Origin of the sequence: Micromonospora sp. ANENR4, from assembly GCF_015354395.1 — a bacterium.
GTDB classification, from domain to species: domain Bacteria; phylum Actinomycetota; class Actinomycetes; order Mycobacteriales; family Micromonosporaceae; genus Micromonospora; species Micromonospora aurantiaca.
The window spans coordinates 14,731-28,497 of record NZ_JADKYQ010000023.1 but is presented as its reverse complement, the minus strand read 5'-3'; the positions used below and the strand labels follow the sequence as shown (position 1 = coordinate 28,497).

At 72.0% G+C, this 13,767-nt stretch carries 15 protein-coding genes; 7 read left to right on the top strand and 8 right to left on the bottom strand.

The genetic code is table 11. The features are described from left to right. Window positions 1–34 precede the first annotated feature (34 nt). From deoD to IRY44_RS28805, 3 genes are all read left to right on the top strand, one after another. A complete protein-coding gene (gene deoD, locus IRY44_RS28815; protein ID WP_043327826.1) occupies window positions 35–742 on the top strand; it encodes a purine-nucleoside phosphorylase in 708 nt (235 codons plus the stop codon). 111 nt (window positions 743–853) lie between these two features. Continuing rightward, a complete protein-coding gene (locus IRY44_RS28810) occupies window positions 854–1,492 on the top strand; it encodes a TetR/AcrR family transcriptional regulator (RefSeq protein WP_194803300.1) in 639 nt (212 codons plus the stop codon). Further along, window positions 1,489–1,956 (top strand): thioesterase family protein, encoded by a 468-nt coding sequence (locus IRY44_RS28805; protein ID WP_194803299.1) that lies wholly within the window; start codon window positions 1,489–1,491, stop codon window positions 1,954–1,956. Before IRY44_RS28810 ends, IRY44_RS28805 begins: the two co-directional genes overlap by 4 nt. A gap of 17 nt (window positions 1,957–1,973) precedes the next feature. On the opposite strand, the gene IRY44_RS28800 is transcribed toward IRY44_RS28805, so the two are convergent. The 4 genes from IRY44_RS28800 to IRY44_RS28785 all read right to left on the bottom strand — a co-directional run bounded on the left by IRY44_RS28800 (window position 1,974) and on the right by IRY44_RS28785 (window position 3,776). Beyond that, complete coding sequence (locus IRY44_RS28800) at window positions 1,974–2,441, bottom strand: nucleoside deaminase (RefSeq protein WP_332367434.1); 468 nt, start codon at window positions 2,439–2,441, stop codon at window positions 1,974–1,976. Between the two features lie 148 nt (window positions 2,442–2,589). After that, entirely contained in the window at window positions 2,590–3,114 is a 525-nt protein-coding gene (locus IRY44_RS28795) for a tRNA adenosine deaminase-associated protein (RefSeq protein ID WP_194803298.1), read from the bottom strand. A gap of 122 nt (window positions 3,115–3,236) precedes the next feature. Next, complete coding sequence (locus tag IRY44_RS28790) at window positions 3,237–3,407, bottom strand: hypothetical protein (protein ID WP_166457820.1); 171 nt, start codon at window positions 3,405–3,407, stop codon at window positions 3,237–3,239. A 72-nt stretch (window positions 3,408–3,479) separates the two neighbouring features. Further along, complete coding sequence (locus IRY44_RS28785; protein WP_228533020.1) at window positions 3,480–3,776, bottom strand: hypothetical protein; 297 nt, start codon at window positions 3,774–3,776, stop codon at window positions 3,480–3,482. Window positions 3,777–3,947: 171 nt separating this feature from the next. Here IRY44_RS28785 and IRY44_RS28780 point away from each other — a divergent pair, with 171 nt between their 5' ends. Together IRY44_RS28780 and IRY44_RS28775 are read left to right on the top strand one after the other, a co-directional pair. After that, a complete protein-coding gene (locus tag IRY44_RS28780) occupies window positions 3,948–4,679 on the top strand; it encodes a M23 family metallopeptidase (RefSeq protein ID WP_194803297.1) in 732 nt (243 codons plus the stop codon). A gap of 71 nt (window positions 4,680–4,750) precedes the next feature. Beyond that, window positions 4,751–5,821: a PHP domain-containing protein gene (locus IRY44_RS28775; protein ID WP_194803296.1), complete on the top strand. Its 1,071-nt coding sequence runs from the start codon at window positions 4,751–4,753 to the stop codon at window positions 5,819–5,821. Between the two features lie 3 nt (window positions 5,822–5,824). On the opposite strand, the gene IRY44_RS28770 is transcribed toward IRY44_RS28775, so the two are convergent. Further along, window positions 5,825–6,799 carry a DMT family transporter gene (locus IRY44_RS28770; RefSeq protein ID WP_194803295.1) on the bottom strand — a complete coding sequence of 325 codons (975 nt, stop codon included), beginning with the start codon at window positions 6,797–6,799 and terminating at the stop codon, window positions 5,825–5,827. 73 nt (window positions 6,800–6,872) lie between these two features. Between IRY44_RS28770 and IRY44_RS28765 the strand changes: the two genes are divergently transcribed. Further along, window positions 6,873–8,543, top strand: coding sequence for a DUF885 domain-containing protein (locus tag IRY44_RS28765; RefSeq protein ID WP_194803294.1), 1,671 nt, complete (start codon window positions 6,873–6,875; stop codon window positions 8,541–8,543). A gap of 45 nt (window positions 8,544–8,588) precedes the next feature. Here IRY44_RS28765 and IRY44_RS28760 read toward each other — a convergent pair whose 3' ends face one another. The 3 genes from IRY44_RS28760 to IRY44_RS28750 all read right to left on the bottom strand — a co-directional run bounded on the left by IRY44_RS28760 (window position 8,589) and on the right by IRY44_RS28750 (window position 12,384). Then, window positions 8,589–10,133, bottom strand: a complete 1,545-nt coding sequence (locus IRY44_RS28760; protein ID WP_194803293.1) for a DUF6114 domain-containing protein — start codon at window positions 10,131–10,133, stop codon at window positions 8,589–8,591. 77 nt (window positions 10,134–10,210) lie between these two features. After that, window positions 10,211–10,834 (bottom strand): DUF6230 family protein, encoded by a 624-nt coding sequence (locus IRY44_RS28755; RefSeq protein WP_194803292.1) that lies wholly within the window; start codon window positions 10,832–10,834, stop codon window positions 10,211–10,213. Window positions 10,835–11,226: 392 nt separating this feature from the next. Then, on the bottom strand, window positions 11,227–12,384 hold the full coding sequence (locus IRY44_RS28750; RefSeq protein WP_120572659.1) for a DUF3068 domain-containing protein: 1,158 nt from the start codon (window positions 12,382–12,384) through the stop codon (window positions 11,227–11,229). Window positions 12,385–12,497: 113 nt separating this feature from the next. On the opposite strand from IRY44_RS28750, the gene IRY44_RS28745 reads away from it, so the two are divergent. Beyond that, on the top strand, window positions 12,498–13,721 hold the full coding sequence (locus tag IRY44_RS28745; protein ID WP_194803291.1) for an acyltransferase: 1,224 nt from the start codon (window positions 12,498–12,500) through the stop codon (window positions 13,719–13,721). Window positions 13,722–13,767 lie beyond the last annotated feature (46 nt).

Genomic DNA, 13,767 nt, shown 5'->3' with positions numbered 1-13,767 from the left:
GTATCCCTCGGCCCGGCCTGGCAGGATCTTTGCCATGAGTACGCACATCGGCGCTGAGCCGGGAGAGATCGCCGAGCGGGTCCTGATGCCGGGCGACCCGCTGCGGGCCAAGTGGATCGCGGAGACCTACCTGGAGGGGGCCCGCTGCTACACGACGGTGCGCGGCATGCTGGGCTTCACCGGGAAGTGGAACGGTGTCGACGTGTCCGTCCAGGGCTCCGGCATGGGCATGCCGTCCGCCTCGATCTACGCCCACGAGCTGGTCAACGAGTACGGCGTGAAGTCGCTGATCCGAGTGGGCTCCTGCGGCGCCCTGACCGAGGATCTGCAGCTGCGGGACGTGGTGGCGGCGATCGGGTCGTCCACCGACTCGAACATGAACCGGATGCGCTTCGACGGGCTGATCGACTACGCCCCGGTGGCCGACTTCGGGCTGCTGCGTACCTCGGTCGAGGTGGCCGAGCGGCGCGGCATCAGCATGCGGGTGGGGCCGATCCTGGCGGCGGACGCCTTCTACACGGACCGGCCTGACCTGTACGACACGCTCGCCGACTACGGCGTGCTGGCGGTCGAGATGGAGTCGGCGGCGCTCTACACGATCGCGGCGCGTTTCAAGGCCCGCGCGCTGACCATCCTGACCGTCAGCGACCACATCAAGACCGGCGAGAAGACCACGTCGCAGGAGCGCGAGCAGACGTTCGGCCAGATGGTCGAGATCGCGCTGGACACCATCATCGCCTGACCCCGACCGACCTGGACCGCCCCGTCACCGCTCGGTGGCGGGGCGGTCCGCGTTACCGGCGTCACAAAAATAAATACGACCGGTCGTGCTTGTTTCCCCTAGGCTGAGCGCATGACCTCCGACGGCCGCGTCGCCCGTGGCGACCGCACCCGCACCGCGGTGCTGGACACCGCAGTGGCGCTGGCGACCGAGGTCGGCCTGCACGGTCTGTCCCTGGCCCAGCTCGCCGATCGGCTGGAGGTGAGCAAGTCCGGCCTTTTCGCGCACTGGCGCTCCAAGGAGGCACTGCAACTCGCCACCGTCGACCGCGCGGTGGCGCAGTGGCAGGAGATGATCGTCGCTCCCGCCCTGCACGCACCCCGGGGCGTACGCCGACTGCGCGCGCTGCACGAGGCCCGGATCGACTTCTACGCCGCCCGGGTGCTGCCCGGCGGCTGCTTCTTCGCCAACACCGAGTTCGAGTACAACGCCCGTCCCGGCCCGGTCCGGGACCGGCTCGCCGACGCGTTGTCCCGCTGGACCGCACTGCTGGAGCGCCTCGTCCAGGAGGCGGTCGACCTCGGCGAACTCCCCGCCGATCTGGACGTGCCGCTGCTCGCGTACGAGATCGACGCGCTGGGGATCAGCGCGGTGATGCGGTCCCGTCTGCTCGACCCGGACGCCTCCTACCGGCACGCCCGCCAGGGCCTGCTGAACCGGCTGCGGGCGCTCTGCCCGGATCCGGCCCTGCTACCGGAAGGCCAGTCATGAGCCACGCCACCACCGACCGGCCGGTCGCGGAGTTCGGGCACGTCGAGCACGTGCCTGTGCACTTCGACGACCTCGACGCGATGGGCATCCTGCACAACGCCCGGTACGCCGTGCTGCTGGAACGCGCTTTGACGCCCTACTGGGCCGAGCGCGGCGTCGCCTTCCGCGGCGACGTGCACGCCGCACCCGACGTGTTCCACGCGGTCCGCGAGTTCACCATCACCTACCAGGCGCCGGTCGTCGGCGTCGGCACGGTGGCCGTGCACTTCTGGCTGGAGCACTTCGGCACCAGCAGCGCCCGTTACGCCTTCGAGTTCCGCTCGACCGACGGCGCCACCGTGCACGCCACCGGCACCCGGTCGATCGTCCGGCTCGACCCGGCCACGCTGCGTCCGACCGCCTGGACCGAGGTCGGCCGCGCGATCGCCGCGACGCTGCTGCGCCCCGCACCGGCCGGCGCCTGAGACAAGACCAGAACCCCTCAGCGGAAGAAGGCGCGCAGCACCGCCGCGCTCTCGCGTTCCAGCACGCCTCCGTACACCTCGGGGCGGTGCGTGACGCGGCGGTCGCGCAGCACGTCCCAGAGTGACCCGACGGCGCCGGTCTTGGGTTCCCACGCGCCGAACACCACTGTCGAGACGCGGGCCAGGGCGATCGCCCCGGCGCACATGGTGCACGGTTCGAGCGTCACGACGAGCGTGCAGTCGTCCAGCCGCCACCGGCCGAGCCGCTGCGCGGCCCGCCGCAGCGCCAGCACCTCGGCGTGTGCGGTCGGGTCGCCGGTCAGCTCCCGCTCGTTGCGCCCGATCGCCAGTTCGGTGCCGTCGGGGCCGTAGAGCACCGCGCCGACCGGCACGTCGTCGGCATCTGGGGTCGCACCGTCCGGGCCGGTCACCGCGACCTCGAGGGCCCGGCGCATCCACAGCTCGTGCCGCTGCCGGCGGCCCACAGCGCCCGGGTCGGCGAGCGCCTCGTCGGCGCCGGGACCGACGCGCGCGGCCCGGCCGGGGGTGGGCTGCCCCGGGCGTACGGTCTCCAGCGACGGGTCGGTCGCGTCTGCCGGTTCGGCGGCGCCGGGCGTCACTGACTCCCCGGGCTCAGACCTCACGCAGCTCCTCGACCTCGTCCACGCAGCCGAGCACCTGGCAGATCTCGGCTGTCACGTCGGCCGGCATGGAGCCCTCGTGCGCGCAGAGCGCCAGCAGCTTCTGCGCCGGGATGCCCAGATCGGCGAGGAGATCCGCGTCGCCGACCGGGTCGGCCTCCGGGTCCACGGCGGGCTGCTCGGTGTCGTCGTCGCCGGTGGAGGTGCGCGGTTCGTCGACGTCCTCCAGCCCGGTCACCGAGGTCTTCAGGTCGCCGACGAGCAGCGCGCCCAGCCGGGACTCCTCTGCGTACGCCGAGTCCGAGCCGAAGACCCGCAGGTCCTCCCCCTCGTCCAGGCGCAGGATGACCAGGTACGTGTCGTCGGCCTCGACGAACAGCAGCGAGAGGTCGGCGTCCGGCTCGACGTCGCGCAGCCGGTCGGCCACCTCCTCGATGTCGGTGACACCGCGCAGGCTCACCTCACCGGCGGTCCAGCCGCCGTCGACGCGCGCCACGGCAGCAGCGAAGTACGACACGGTCCCCCCAAATCAGCCTCGGCAGCACGCCGACACGTCACGCGATGCACGTTAACCGGTCGGGTCGGCGGGCGAGCGGTCAACGCCCCGTATGGGCCGGCCGTTCCTGAAGAGAAAGCCGGTCAGCCGACGACGCGCCGGCGGGTGGCGATGAGTTGGCGCAGTCGCTCGGTGCGGGCCCGCTGCGGCCGTTGCCGCTGCTGTACCGCACGGGCACCGGCCAACTCGGCGAGGAGTTGCAGGCGACGGCGGCTCCGCTCGGGGTCGAGCCGCGGCGGTGTGGTCCAGGCCATACCGCGAGCGTGGACCGTCCTCAGGCGTACGTCAAGGTGGCCTTCGCTACGCAGCGAAACCGGCACCGAAGGTCACCAGAGCGGCCAGTCCCCGGTCTGCGCCCAGCGCATCGCGACGATCGCGGCGGCGATGCTCCAACCACCGGCGGTGACGATCGCGACGCCCGTCGCCACCCCCCGGTCGCCGTGACGGACCAGCACTGCGGCGGCCATCCACGCCAGGCCGCCGGCCAGCAGCGTCCACCAGGCGTATCCGGCCACGCCGCCGCCGAGCAGCCCGAACAACAGCAACCAGGCGAACGCGACGAGCGCGCCGGCTGCGACGCCGGCGCCGGTGATCGGGTACGGCTCGCGATAGCTGGGCCGCATCGACGTGCTCGACGGGAACAGCCCGGAGGGTGTACGCGGTGGCGGGAACGCCCCCGGACCGGTCCCCTCGGGTCCGCCGTGCCATCCGTGCGTCACCGCCGCCCCCTTCCCGGATCACCCGTCCCGTGCTCGGCATTCGTCCCTACGGTAGTGGTCTGTCAGGATGACCGGATGCGCTCGCCATCGATCGGACGCCGGACGCGGCCGGCGTACCCGGTCCTGCTGCTCGTCGCGGCGCTCGCCGCCGCCGGGTGCGGCGCCACCACCGGGCGCGCCGACAGGTGGCAGGAGCCGAGCCCGATGACGACGGCCGCGCAGCCCGCCGACCCGGCCCCGCCACCAGCCGCCTCCTCGTCCGCCGCGCCGTCGCCGGCCCGCACGGACCTGAAGCGGGTCTTCCCGGTGCGGGCCGGCAACGTCGACTACCACCCGACGCACGGCGGCTACCCGGGCACCGACGTGTTCGCCGACTGCGGGGAACCGGTGGTGGCGGTCACCGACGGCGTGGTGCTGGAGGTGAGCCGCGTCGACAGGTTCGACAAGCGCGGGCCGCTGGGCCCGAACAACGGCGGGCTCTCGGTCTCGCTGCTCGGCGACGACGGGGTGCGCTACTACGGCTCGCACCTGAGCGCGATCGCCGCCGGGGTCGACGCCGGGGTACGCGTACGCGCCGGGCAGCAGCTCGGGAAGGTGGGCCGCACCGGCAACGCCAACAACGTCTGCCACCTGCACTTCGGGCTCTCCCCGAAGTGCACGGGCGCTGACGACTGGTGGATCCGCCGGGGAGTGGTCTGGCCGGCGCCGTACCTCAACTCGTGGCGCAAGGGCGGCAACCGCTCCCCGGTCACCGAGGTCACCGCCTGGCAGCGCAAGCACGGCTGTCCGGCCGCGCCCGGCCGGTAGGCGCGCGGCGGCTGACCGGCTCGCGGTGCGGGGTCACCCGGCGGGCGACGAATGCGCGTAGGTTCCAGGACATGACTGCCCGGGATCCCATCGCCGACCTGCGCCGGATCGCGTTCCTGCTGGAACGGGCCAACGAGGCCACGTACCGGGTCCGGGCGTTCCGGTCGGCGGCGAAGACGCTGGGCGCGCTGCCCGCCGCCGAGGTGACCGAGCGGGCCCGCACCGGCAAGCTGACCGAGCTGTCCGGCGTCGGTGACGTCACCGCCCGCTGCGTGGCCGAGTCGCTGGCCGGCGAGGAACCGGTCTACCTGCGCCGGTTGCTGGCGACGGAGGGCACCGACCTGGACGAGGCGGCGGCGAAGCTGCGGGACGCGCTGCGCGGCGACTGCCACACCCACTCGGACTGGTCCGACGGTGGCTCACCGATCGAGGAGATGGCGCTGGCCGCGGTCGAGCTGGGTCACGAATACCTCGTGCTCACCGACCACTCGCCCCGGCTGACTGTGGCCCGCGGCCTGACCGCGGCGCGGCTGCGCAAGCAGCTCGACCATGTCGCCGCCGTCAACGAGGCGCTGCCGAAGGGCTTCCGGATCCTCACCGGCATCGAGGTGGACATCCTCGCCGACGGCTCACTCGACCAGGACGAGGACCTGCTGGCCCGCCTGGACGTGGTGGTCGGCTCGGTGCACAGCGGCCTGAATGACGACCGGGCGAAGATGACCCGCCGGATGCTGACCGCGATCGCGAACCCGCACCTGGACATCCTCGGCCACTGCACCGGCCGGATGGTCTCCTCCCGGCCCGCCGGGGTGACCGGGCCCGGCGACAAGGGGCACCGGGCGCGTACCCGCAAGGAGAGCGAGTTCGACGCGGACGCCGTCTTCGCCGCCTGCGCCGAGCACGACGTGGCCGTCGAGATCAACTCCCGGCCGGAGCGGCAGGACCCGCCGAAGCGTCTGATCCGCCTCGCGCTGGAGGCCGGGTGCCGGTTCGCGATCGACACCGACGCGCACGCGCCTGGCCAGCTCGACTGGCAGCGCTTCGGCTGCGAGCGGGCCGCGCTGTGCGGCGTACCGGCGAAGCGGGTGGTGAACACCTGGACGGCTGACCGTCTGGTGAAGTGGACGGCCGGCCGCGGCTGACGGTCAGCCCCTGGTGGCCGCTTCGGCCGGACGGGTGGTGGGTGTCACCGCGTCCGGGCGCGGGCGGCGCCGCCCGAACAGGCCCTGGGCGACCGCGACGCCGACGAGCACCACGAACGCGCCGACCGGTTGGTGCCAGTTCATCCGCTCGCCCAGCACCACCGCCCCGACGAGCACCGCGAACACCGGGATCAGGTAGGTCACTGTGGACGCCGTGCTGGCCCCGGCCAGCCGGATGTTGCGCATGTTGATGACGAAGGCGAGCCCGGTGCCGAGCGCGCCGAGCGCCAGCACGCTCGCCGCCACGCGCGGGGAGAGGTCGAGCGGTGACGGCGGCGTGCCGACGAACGGCGCGACCAGCGCGAGCTGCGCGGTCGCCACCAGCAGCTGGGCCGCCGACAGCGAAAGGCCGGAGTACGCGCTGCCCGCGACGAACTTCTTCTGGTACGGGATCGCCAGCCCGTAGCAGGCCGCCGCGCCGAAGCACATGAGCTGGCCGACGAAGTGGGCACCGCCCACGCCCTCCCAGACGCCGAGCACCACCAGGACGCCGACGAAGCCCAGCCCCAGCCCGACCGCCCGCCGGGCGGTCAGCCGCTCGGTGCGGAACACCAGCACCGCCAGCGGCAGCACGATCAGTGGCGTGGTGGCGTTCCAGATGCCGGCGAGCATCGACTCGACCCGCTGCTCGCCGTAGCCGAACAGCGTGAACGGCACCGCCACGCCGAACGCGGCCACCACGAGCATGTGCGCCCAGACCCGGGGCTCGCGGGGCAGCCGGTCGCGCAGCACCGCGAGCACCACGAGCAGCGTCAGCGCGCCGGTGGCCACCCGGTAGAGGGTGAGGTGCACGGGGTGCAGCTCGGCCACGCCCACCTTGATGAACAGGAAGCTGGAACCCCAGATGGCGGCGAGTGCGACGAACCCGGGCAGCCAGCTGCGCACCGGGGCCCGGTCAGGAGTGATCTCGACGGTCACCCATGACACTCTGCCGCAGAGGTACGACGAAGTCGCGCGGTATTCCGGATGCGGGGTCACGTAGGGTCGCCTCGTGGGACGAATCGATGACCTCGCCAACCGGTACGTGGCCGAGTGGGCGCCGCTGAGCCCGACCGGCGCCACCTACGTCGGCATCGCCGGCTACGACGACCAGCTCGACGACCTGTCGCCCGAGGGTTACGCCGCCCGCGCCGACCTGGCCCGCCGCACGCTCGGCGAACTCGACGTGACCGAGCCGGAGACCGAGGCGGAGCGGACCGCCCAGGAGGCCATGCAGGAGCGCCTCGGCCTGGAGCTGGCCCGCTACGACGCGGGCGAGACCGGCAGCGAGGTCAACGTGATTGCGAGCGGACTGCACGAGATCCGGATGGTCTTCGACCTCATGCCGACCGACGGCGAGGAAGCCCGGGCGAACGTGGCCGCGCGGCTCAACCGTTTCGCGTCCGCGCTGGACGGCTACAAGCGGACGCTGCGCGAGGCCGCCGCCGCGGGACGGGTCAGCTCGCGGGTGCAGCTCGTCGAGGTCGCCAAGCAGTGCGACGTCTGGGTCGACCCGGAGGGCGACAACTTCTTCCACGGGCTGGTCGAGCGGATCGACGCCGACGGCGCGCTCGGCGCGGAGCTGCGCAAGGGCGCCGCCGCCGCGACCGCCGCCACCGCCGAGTTCGGGCAGTTCCTGCGCACCGAGCTGGCGCCGGTGGGCCGGGAGAAGCAGGCCGCCGGGCGGGAGCGCTACGAGCTGGCCTCGCAGTACTTCCTCGGCGCGACTGTCGATCTGGACGAGACGTACGCCTGGGGTTTCGCCGAGCTGGCCCGGCTGGAGGCCGAGATGCGCGCGGTGGCCGCGCGGATCGCCGGGCGCGGCGCCTCGGTCGACGACGCGGTACGCGCGCTCGACGCCGACCCGGCGCGGACGGTACGCGGCAAGGAGGCGTTCCGGGACTGGATGCAGGCGCTCGCCGACAGGGCGATCACCGAGCTGAACGGCACCCACTTCGACATCCCGGAGCAGGTACGCCGGATCGAGTGCTGCCTCGCGCCGACGAGCGACGGCGCCATCTACTACACCGGCCCGAGCGAGGACTTCTCCCGGCCGGGACGGATGTGGTGGGCGGTGCCGCAGGGCATCACCGACTTCTCCACCTGGCGCGAGGTGACCACCGTCTACCACGAAGGCGTGCCGGGTCACCACCTCCAGGTCGCCCAGACCGCCGTCCGGGCCGACCTGCTCAACCGCTGGCAGCGGCTGCTGTGCTGGGTCTCCGGGCACGGCGAGGGCTGGGCGCTCTACTCCGAGCGGCTGATGGACGAGCTGGGCTACCTCGACGACCCGGGTGACCGGCTCGGCATGCTCGACGGGCAGGCGCTGCGCGCGGCCCGGGTCATCGTGGACATCGGCATGCACCTGGAGCTGGAGATCCCGAAGGACAACCCGTTCGGCTTCCACCCGGGCGAGCGGTGGACGCCGGAGCTGGGCTGGGAGTTCATGCGGGCGCACTGCCGCGTGCCGGACGAGAACCTGCGCTTCGAGCTGAACCGCTACCTGGGCTGGCCCGGGCAGGCCCCCTCGTACAAGGTGGGCGAGCGGATCTGGTTGCAGGCCCGGGAGGACGCGAAGGCCCGCAAGGGAGCCGACTTCGACCTCAAGGAGTTCCACCGCCAGGCGCTCGACCTGGGCTCGCTGGGGCTGGACCCGCTGCGCAAGGCGTTGGCCCGGCTCTGAGCCGTGGTCCGGGTGCCGGCGGTGCGTCCGCCGGCACCCGTCGCCCTACGCGCCGAGGGTCAACCGCAGCGGCTCGCCGGTCAACGTGTTGCTGGTGACGTACGCCAGGTCGATGACCGGGTCGGTGAACGTCACCTTGAAGGGCAGCGTGACCGGCAGCCCGTCCGGGAACGGCAGGTCCGGGGTCAGCGTCAGCTTGATGCCGGCGAGCTTGCCGACGAACCGGGTGCAGTAGAACGCGACGTCGTCGCGGACGACGAGCTGAGGGGTCACGTACCGCTGGGTGCGACCGAGTGGACCGTCGGCGACCAGCAGGAAGTCGTCGGTCACCGCCTCCTTCATGCTGAACTTCAGCACCTTGAGCGCACCCTGCTCGGTCTGCAGGTCGGTGATCCCCTCGAACCGCAGCCCGGTCATGGCCACCTTGGAGCCGGTGAGCTTCGACGGCGTCCGGCCCACCTTCGGCAGGCCCGGGTCCGCGGCGATACGCGGCAGGGGCTTGCCCGGTTCCACCTTGCCGGGCTTCGCCGGGTCCACCTTGCCCGGCTTGTCCGGCGCCGGGCACTCGGTCGACCCGGGACGGGCCGTCGGCTTGCTCGTCGGGGCCGCCGATCCGCTCGCGGTCGGCGTGGGCGAGGGCGTCTCGCTCTTCTTGCTGCTGCCCTTGAACAGGTCACCGATCCCCTCGAAGAAGTCGGTGATGATGTTGCCCGCCCGCGTCGGGCTCGCGCTCGGCGACGGGGTGGGCGTCGCCGTGGGCGCGCTCGCGCCGGGCGCCGGCGTGGCGGGCTTCGACGGGCAGGCAGTGGCGGCGGGCTTGTTCGGGGCGGCCTGCACCGCGCGCGGCTGCACGGCGAGGCCGGCGGTGGCGAGGCCGAGCACCACGAGGACGATGCCGAAGGCGCGCGGGTCCGCCGAACGGCCCGCCCACTCCGGCGGCCCGCCGTCGGATCCGGCCGCCTGCCCGTTCACCGACTGCCGAGGGACCGGCCGCTCCCCGCCCGGCCGCTCGGCAGTCGGCTGCTCGACGGCCGGCCGTACGCCGGCCGGCACCTCGACGGTCGGTCGCTCGTCCGCGGGCTGCGTGTCCACGGGCTGCGCGTCCACGACGGTGTCGGCCTCGGCGTCCGCGGCGGTGCCGGGTTCGGCGTCCGCCTCGGTGTCGGGTTCGTCGGCGGCCGGACCGGCGGGACCAGCCGGAGGGGTCGGCACCCAGGCGAACGCGAGCGCGCTGCCCACGATGCCGAGCAGCAGGCCGAGGAAGAAGCCGCCGAGGTTGAGCCCGATCAGGGAGTAGACGGCGGTGATCGCCGCGACGATGGAGTAGAACAGCCGCTGCGGCGGGCTGAGCCAGAGCAGCACCCCGCAGGTCACCAGGATGCCCGGGATCAGCAGCGAGAGCAGGCCGGTGGCGCCGCTGCTGAAGCTCAGGCCGTTGAGGGTCAACCGGGTGGAGGCGAGCATCTCCACCCCGGCCAGGATGATCAACAGGCCACCCCAGAACGGCCGGCTCCGCTGCCAGCGGCGGAAGGTCCGCCATGCCCGGGCCGCGGTGCCGGGCCGGGCGTGGGACGGGTCGACGGTTGTCACGTACTCCTCCTGGCGGAGCGGGGACGGGGACGGTCGGGCGGGCCCGCGGTGGTCGGCCACCGCGGGCCGTGCTCAGCTCAGAAGCACTCCTTGCCCTTGGCGTCGTCGCCCACGTTGACCTTGAGCCGCAGCCCGACCAGGTTGAACGTCGAGGAGGTGGTGTAGCGGGAGACCTGCTTCAGGTCACGGATGGTCACGCGGTCGGAGTTCTGGCCGAACGAGCCGCGCTGCGCCGTCGGGTTGAGGTCGCTGGCGTCGCGTCCGATCTTGATGTTGGTGAAGGTCGCGTTGCCCTCGAGCGAGTCCATCGCGATCACGAGGTCCTTGGCCCGGGCGGGCTCCTTGCCCTCACCGGCGTTGATGGTGAGCACCACCGGCAGGCCGGGCAGGTCGGCGCGGACGGACTGGCAGAGCTTGTACAGCTCGGCGCTGCTGATCTCGGCCATCGCGACCGGGCGGGTCGCGCCGGCCTTGCCGTCCTCGCCCTTCTCGCGGACGATGCCGCCGTACTGCTTGAAGCCCTCACCCTCCAGGCGGTCGGCGCCGATCTTGAACGTCTGCCCGGACACGGTGATGTCGGAGGCGATGGCGCCGGTCGACATGCCGAACAGGATGGCACCGGCGGCGGCCGTGGTGGGCACGATCATGGCGGCGAACCGCCGCCACCGGGTACGACCCTGGTTGTCGAGCCGATTCTGCACGGGTTCCTCCTCGAACGAATGTGCGCGGCGGCCGGTGGGGAACCGGCGGCCCGCGCCGGGCCCGTCCTCTGTTACCGACGGGTAACGATCGAGCCTGATCGTGCACCCGATGCGGTGCAGCTCACAACCCCCCGATTACCCGGCGGTAACACCGGGGTGAGACGGGGAGGTGACCACGCGTCACGAAATCCCAGGCCAGGGGCGGCCTGGAGGGCGAAATGTCGCGGCAAACCGGGCATAGATGACGGTGAGCGCGACGGAAAGTCACCGGATATCTCGCCGTTACAATCGAGTAACGAATGTAAAGTAGGTTCGCCCGCATGGGAGATCTTCACGACGGAGGGGTGGACCGCGATGCGGCCCACCCCTCCGTCGTGCTTACGGCTCACCGGTCAGCGGCGCTCCACCTCACCGGCGCCCGAACGCTGGGCCGGCACCGACGGGTCGTCGGACCGCCAGTTCGTCGACGCCGGCGGGATCTCGTCGTCGAGCGGGCCACCCACGGGCTCCTGGTCGACGCGGGTGGGCGTCGGGTCGGAGGTCGGCGCGTCCGCGCGGTGCCGGGCGTTGCCGTCGCCCTTGGGCCGGGTCACCAGCCACACGCCCGCGATCAGGGCGATCAGGCCGAGCACGCCGGCGATGATCGGGCCCCAGACACTGATCATGCCGATCTTGAAACGGTTGTCCTTCACCGTCTCGACGCTGCGGCTGATCGTGTCGTCGTTGTAGTTGAAGTCCGCGTCCAGCAGCACGGTCGGGGCGCCGGTGTCCGGACGCAGCTCCTTGTACTGCTGCTCGCGCACCTTGATGTAGGCGCCGGTCACCGGGTCGACCCAGAGCGTACGGGTGTTGCTGTAGACGACCTGGCCGCTGGTCGCGGTCGGGGCGAACTTGCCCAGCAGCGTCTTGACGCTGTCCGCCGGGGTGTTCAGCGGCTCGTTCTCGATCCGCTGCTCGAAGCGGTACGTCTCGACGCCCTTGATCTTCTCGGTGCCGGTGAACCGCGCCGGGAACGTCTTCTTCAGGTCGCGGTCGAACACCTGGTAGTCACGCTTGCCGGTGCCGAACGGGAACTTGTAGATCTGGCCCGAGTAACGCACGTTGCCGACCGGGGTCTGCTCCGCGCCGGACTCGTTGAGCCACTGCTCGTCCCACGGCGCCGCCGCGCCGGAGATCCGGTAGAGCGCCAGCTCGGTGCTGTACTGGCTGATCACATCCTGGTTGTCGCTGCGCTTGACCGTCTGGAAGACGTTCCAGATGACCGCGTCGCCCTTCAGCTCCTTGGGCACGCGGTCCTTGGTGTCCTCCGGCTGCGGGATGACCTCGATGCTCGATACGAGATCGGCCTGCGGCACCTCGATGCTCACCGCGCCGGCTTCGGACTTGATCTGTAGGAACTTCGCGCCCTTCGCCTCCGCGACGGACGTCGTTGGTTCCAGGTCATAGGGCAGCTTGGTCACGGCGGGGGCCACGTAGAACGGCAGCCCGGCCGCGAAGACCAGCAACAAGACACCTAGCCCGAAGAGCGCGGCGCCCACGCGAAGCTTCACTCATCCTCCTGTAACCTGCCGCCCTGCGGTCTGTCGTCCGGGGCACCCGATCCTTAGCATTGGCGGGAGGTTACTCCCCAGTCACCTGCAAAAGCGACCCCCTGGATGTCCAGATGTCCACAGCCACCACGCCAACAATCCCGGAGCCACCGGTAACGGGCCGTCTTCCCGCCCTCGACGCGCTGCGAGCGATCGGCGCGGTGGCGGTCGTCGGTCACCACGTCGGCTTCCAGACCGCCGTCACCATGAACACCACGTGGGGCGGCTGGTTGGCGCGCCTGGACGTGGGCGTGGCGATCTTCTTCGTGCTCTCCGGCTTCCTGCTGTTCCGCCCGTGGGCGCTCAGCGTCGCCACCGGACGGCCGCGGCCCCGCACCGAGCGGTACTTCTGGCGCCGGGCGCTGCGAATCCTGCCCGCGTACTGGCTGGCGGTGGTGGTCTGTTTCGTCGTCCTGCCCGGCAACCACCCGGTGTCGGCCGGTGACTGGCTGCGCCACCTCACGCTCACCCAGATCTACGAAGCCGGCCAGCTCGGGCACGGGCTCAGCCAGACCTGGAGCCTCGCCACCGAGGTCGTCTTCTACCTGCTCCTGCCGCTGCTCGCCGTGCTCGCCGTGGGCCGGACGTGGCGTCCCGTCCGCACCGTGCTGCTCGCCTCCTCCGGGGCGCTGCTGACCCTCGCGTGGGTCGCCATGATGGGCGCCGGCTGGCTCGACGGCGCGCTGCACACGATGTGGTTCCCGTCGTACGGCGCCTGGTTCGGCGGCGGCATGGCGCTGGCCGCGGCGCACGTGGCTCTGCGTACCGGCACCGCGCCGGCCGCCTTCCGCGTGCTCGACGACCTCGCCTCGGCACCGCTCGCCTGCTGGGCGGCAGCGGTCGCGGTGATGGCGATCGCGACGACGCCGATCGCCGGCCCGCGCGACCTGACCAGCCCGACCGCCACCGAGTTCGGCACCAAGCTGGCGCTCTACCTCCTGATCGCCGTCCTGATCACGATCCCGGTGGCGTTCGGCGGGCAGACCCGGGCCAAGGAGGCCTTCAGCAGCGGTTGGGCACGCTGGATGGGCCACGTCTCGTACGGCCTGTTCCTGTGGCACCCGCTGGTCATCGAGCTGATCTACCTGCTCGAGGACCGGCCGCTGTTCACCGGCGATTTCGTCGACGTCTTCGCCCTGACCATGATCTTCGGGCTGATGTACGCGGCGGCCAGCTACTACGGCGTCGAGCGCCCGCTTCAGATGCTCGGCACGCAACGCCGCCGCCGGCCGACCGGACGCGGACCGGCGCCGGGGACACCGGCCGCCACCACGCCGGACGTCGCGGCGCCCGCCTGAGGGTCACCGACCGAACACCGATCGTCATACCGCGACGCCCGGCGGC

What these genes read in the sequence shown, in the direction of transcription:
- deoD (WP_043327826.1), top strand. Translation starts at nt 35, where the DNA reads ATGAGTACGCACATCGGCGCTGAGCCGGGAGAGATCGCCGAGCGGGTC.
- IRY44_RS28810 (WP_194803300.1), top strand. Translation starts at nt 854, where the DNA reads ATGACCTCCGACGGCCGCGTCGCCCGTGGCGACCGCACCCGCACCGCG.
- IRY44_RS28805 (WP_194803299.1), top strand. Translation starts at nt 1,489, where the DNA reads ATGAGCCACGCCACCACCGACCGGCCGGTCGCGGAGTTCGGGCACGTC.
- IRY44_RS28790 (WP_166457820.1), bottom strand. Translation starts at nt 3,407, where the DNA reads ATGGCCTGGACCACACCGCCGCGGCTCGACCCCGAGCGGAGCCGCCGT.
- IRY44_RS28785 (WP_228533020.1), bottom strand. Translation starts at nt 3,776, where the DNA reads ATGCGGCCCAGCTATCGCGAGCCGTACCCGATCACCGGCGCCGGCGTC.
- IRY44_RS28780 (WP_194803297.1), top strand. Translation starts at nt 3,948, where the DNA reads ATGCGCTCGCCATCGATCGGACGCCGGACGCGGCCGGCGTACCCGGTC.
- IRY44_RS28775 (WP_194803296.1), top strand. Translation starts at nt 4,751, where the DNA reads ATGACTGCCCGGGATCCCATCGCCGACCTGCGCCGGATCGCGTTCCTG.
- IRY44_RS28745 (WP_194803291.1), top strand. Translation starts at nt 12,498, where the DNA reads ATGTCCACAGCCACCACGCCAACAATCCCGGAGCCACCGGTAACGGGC.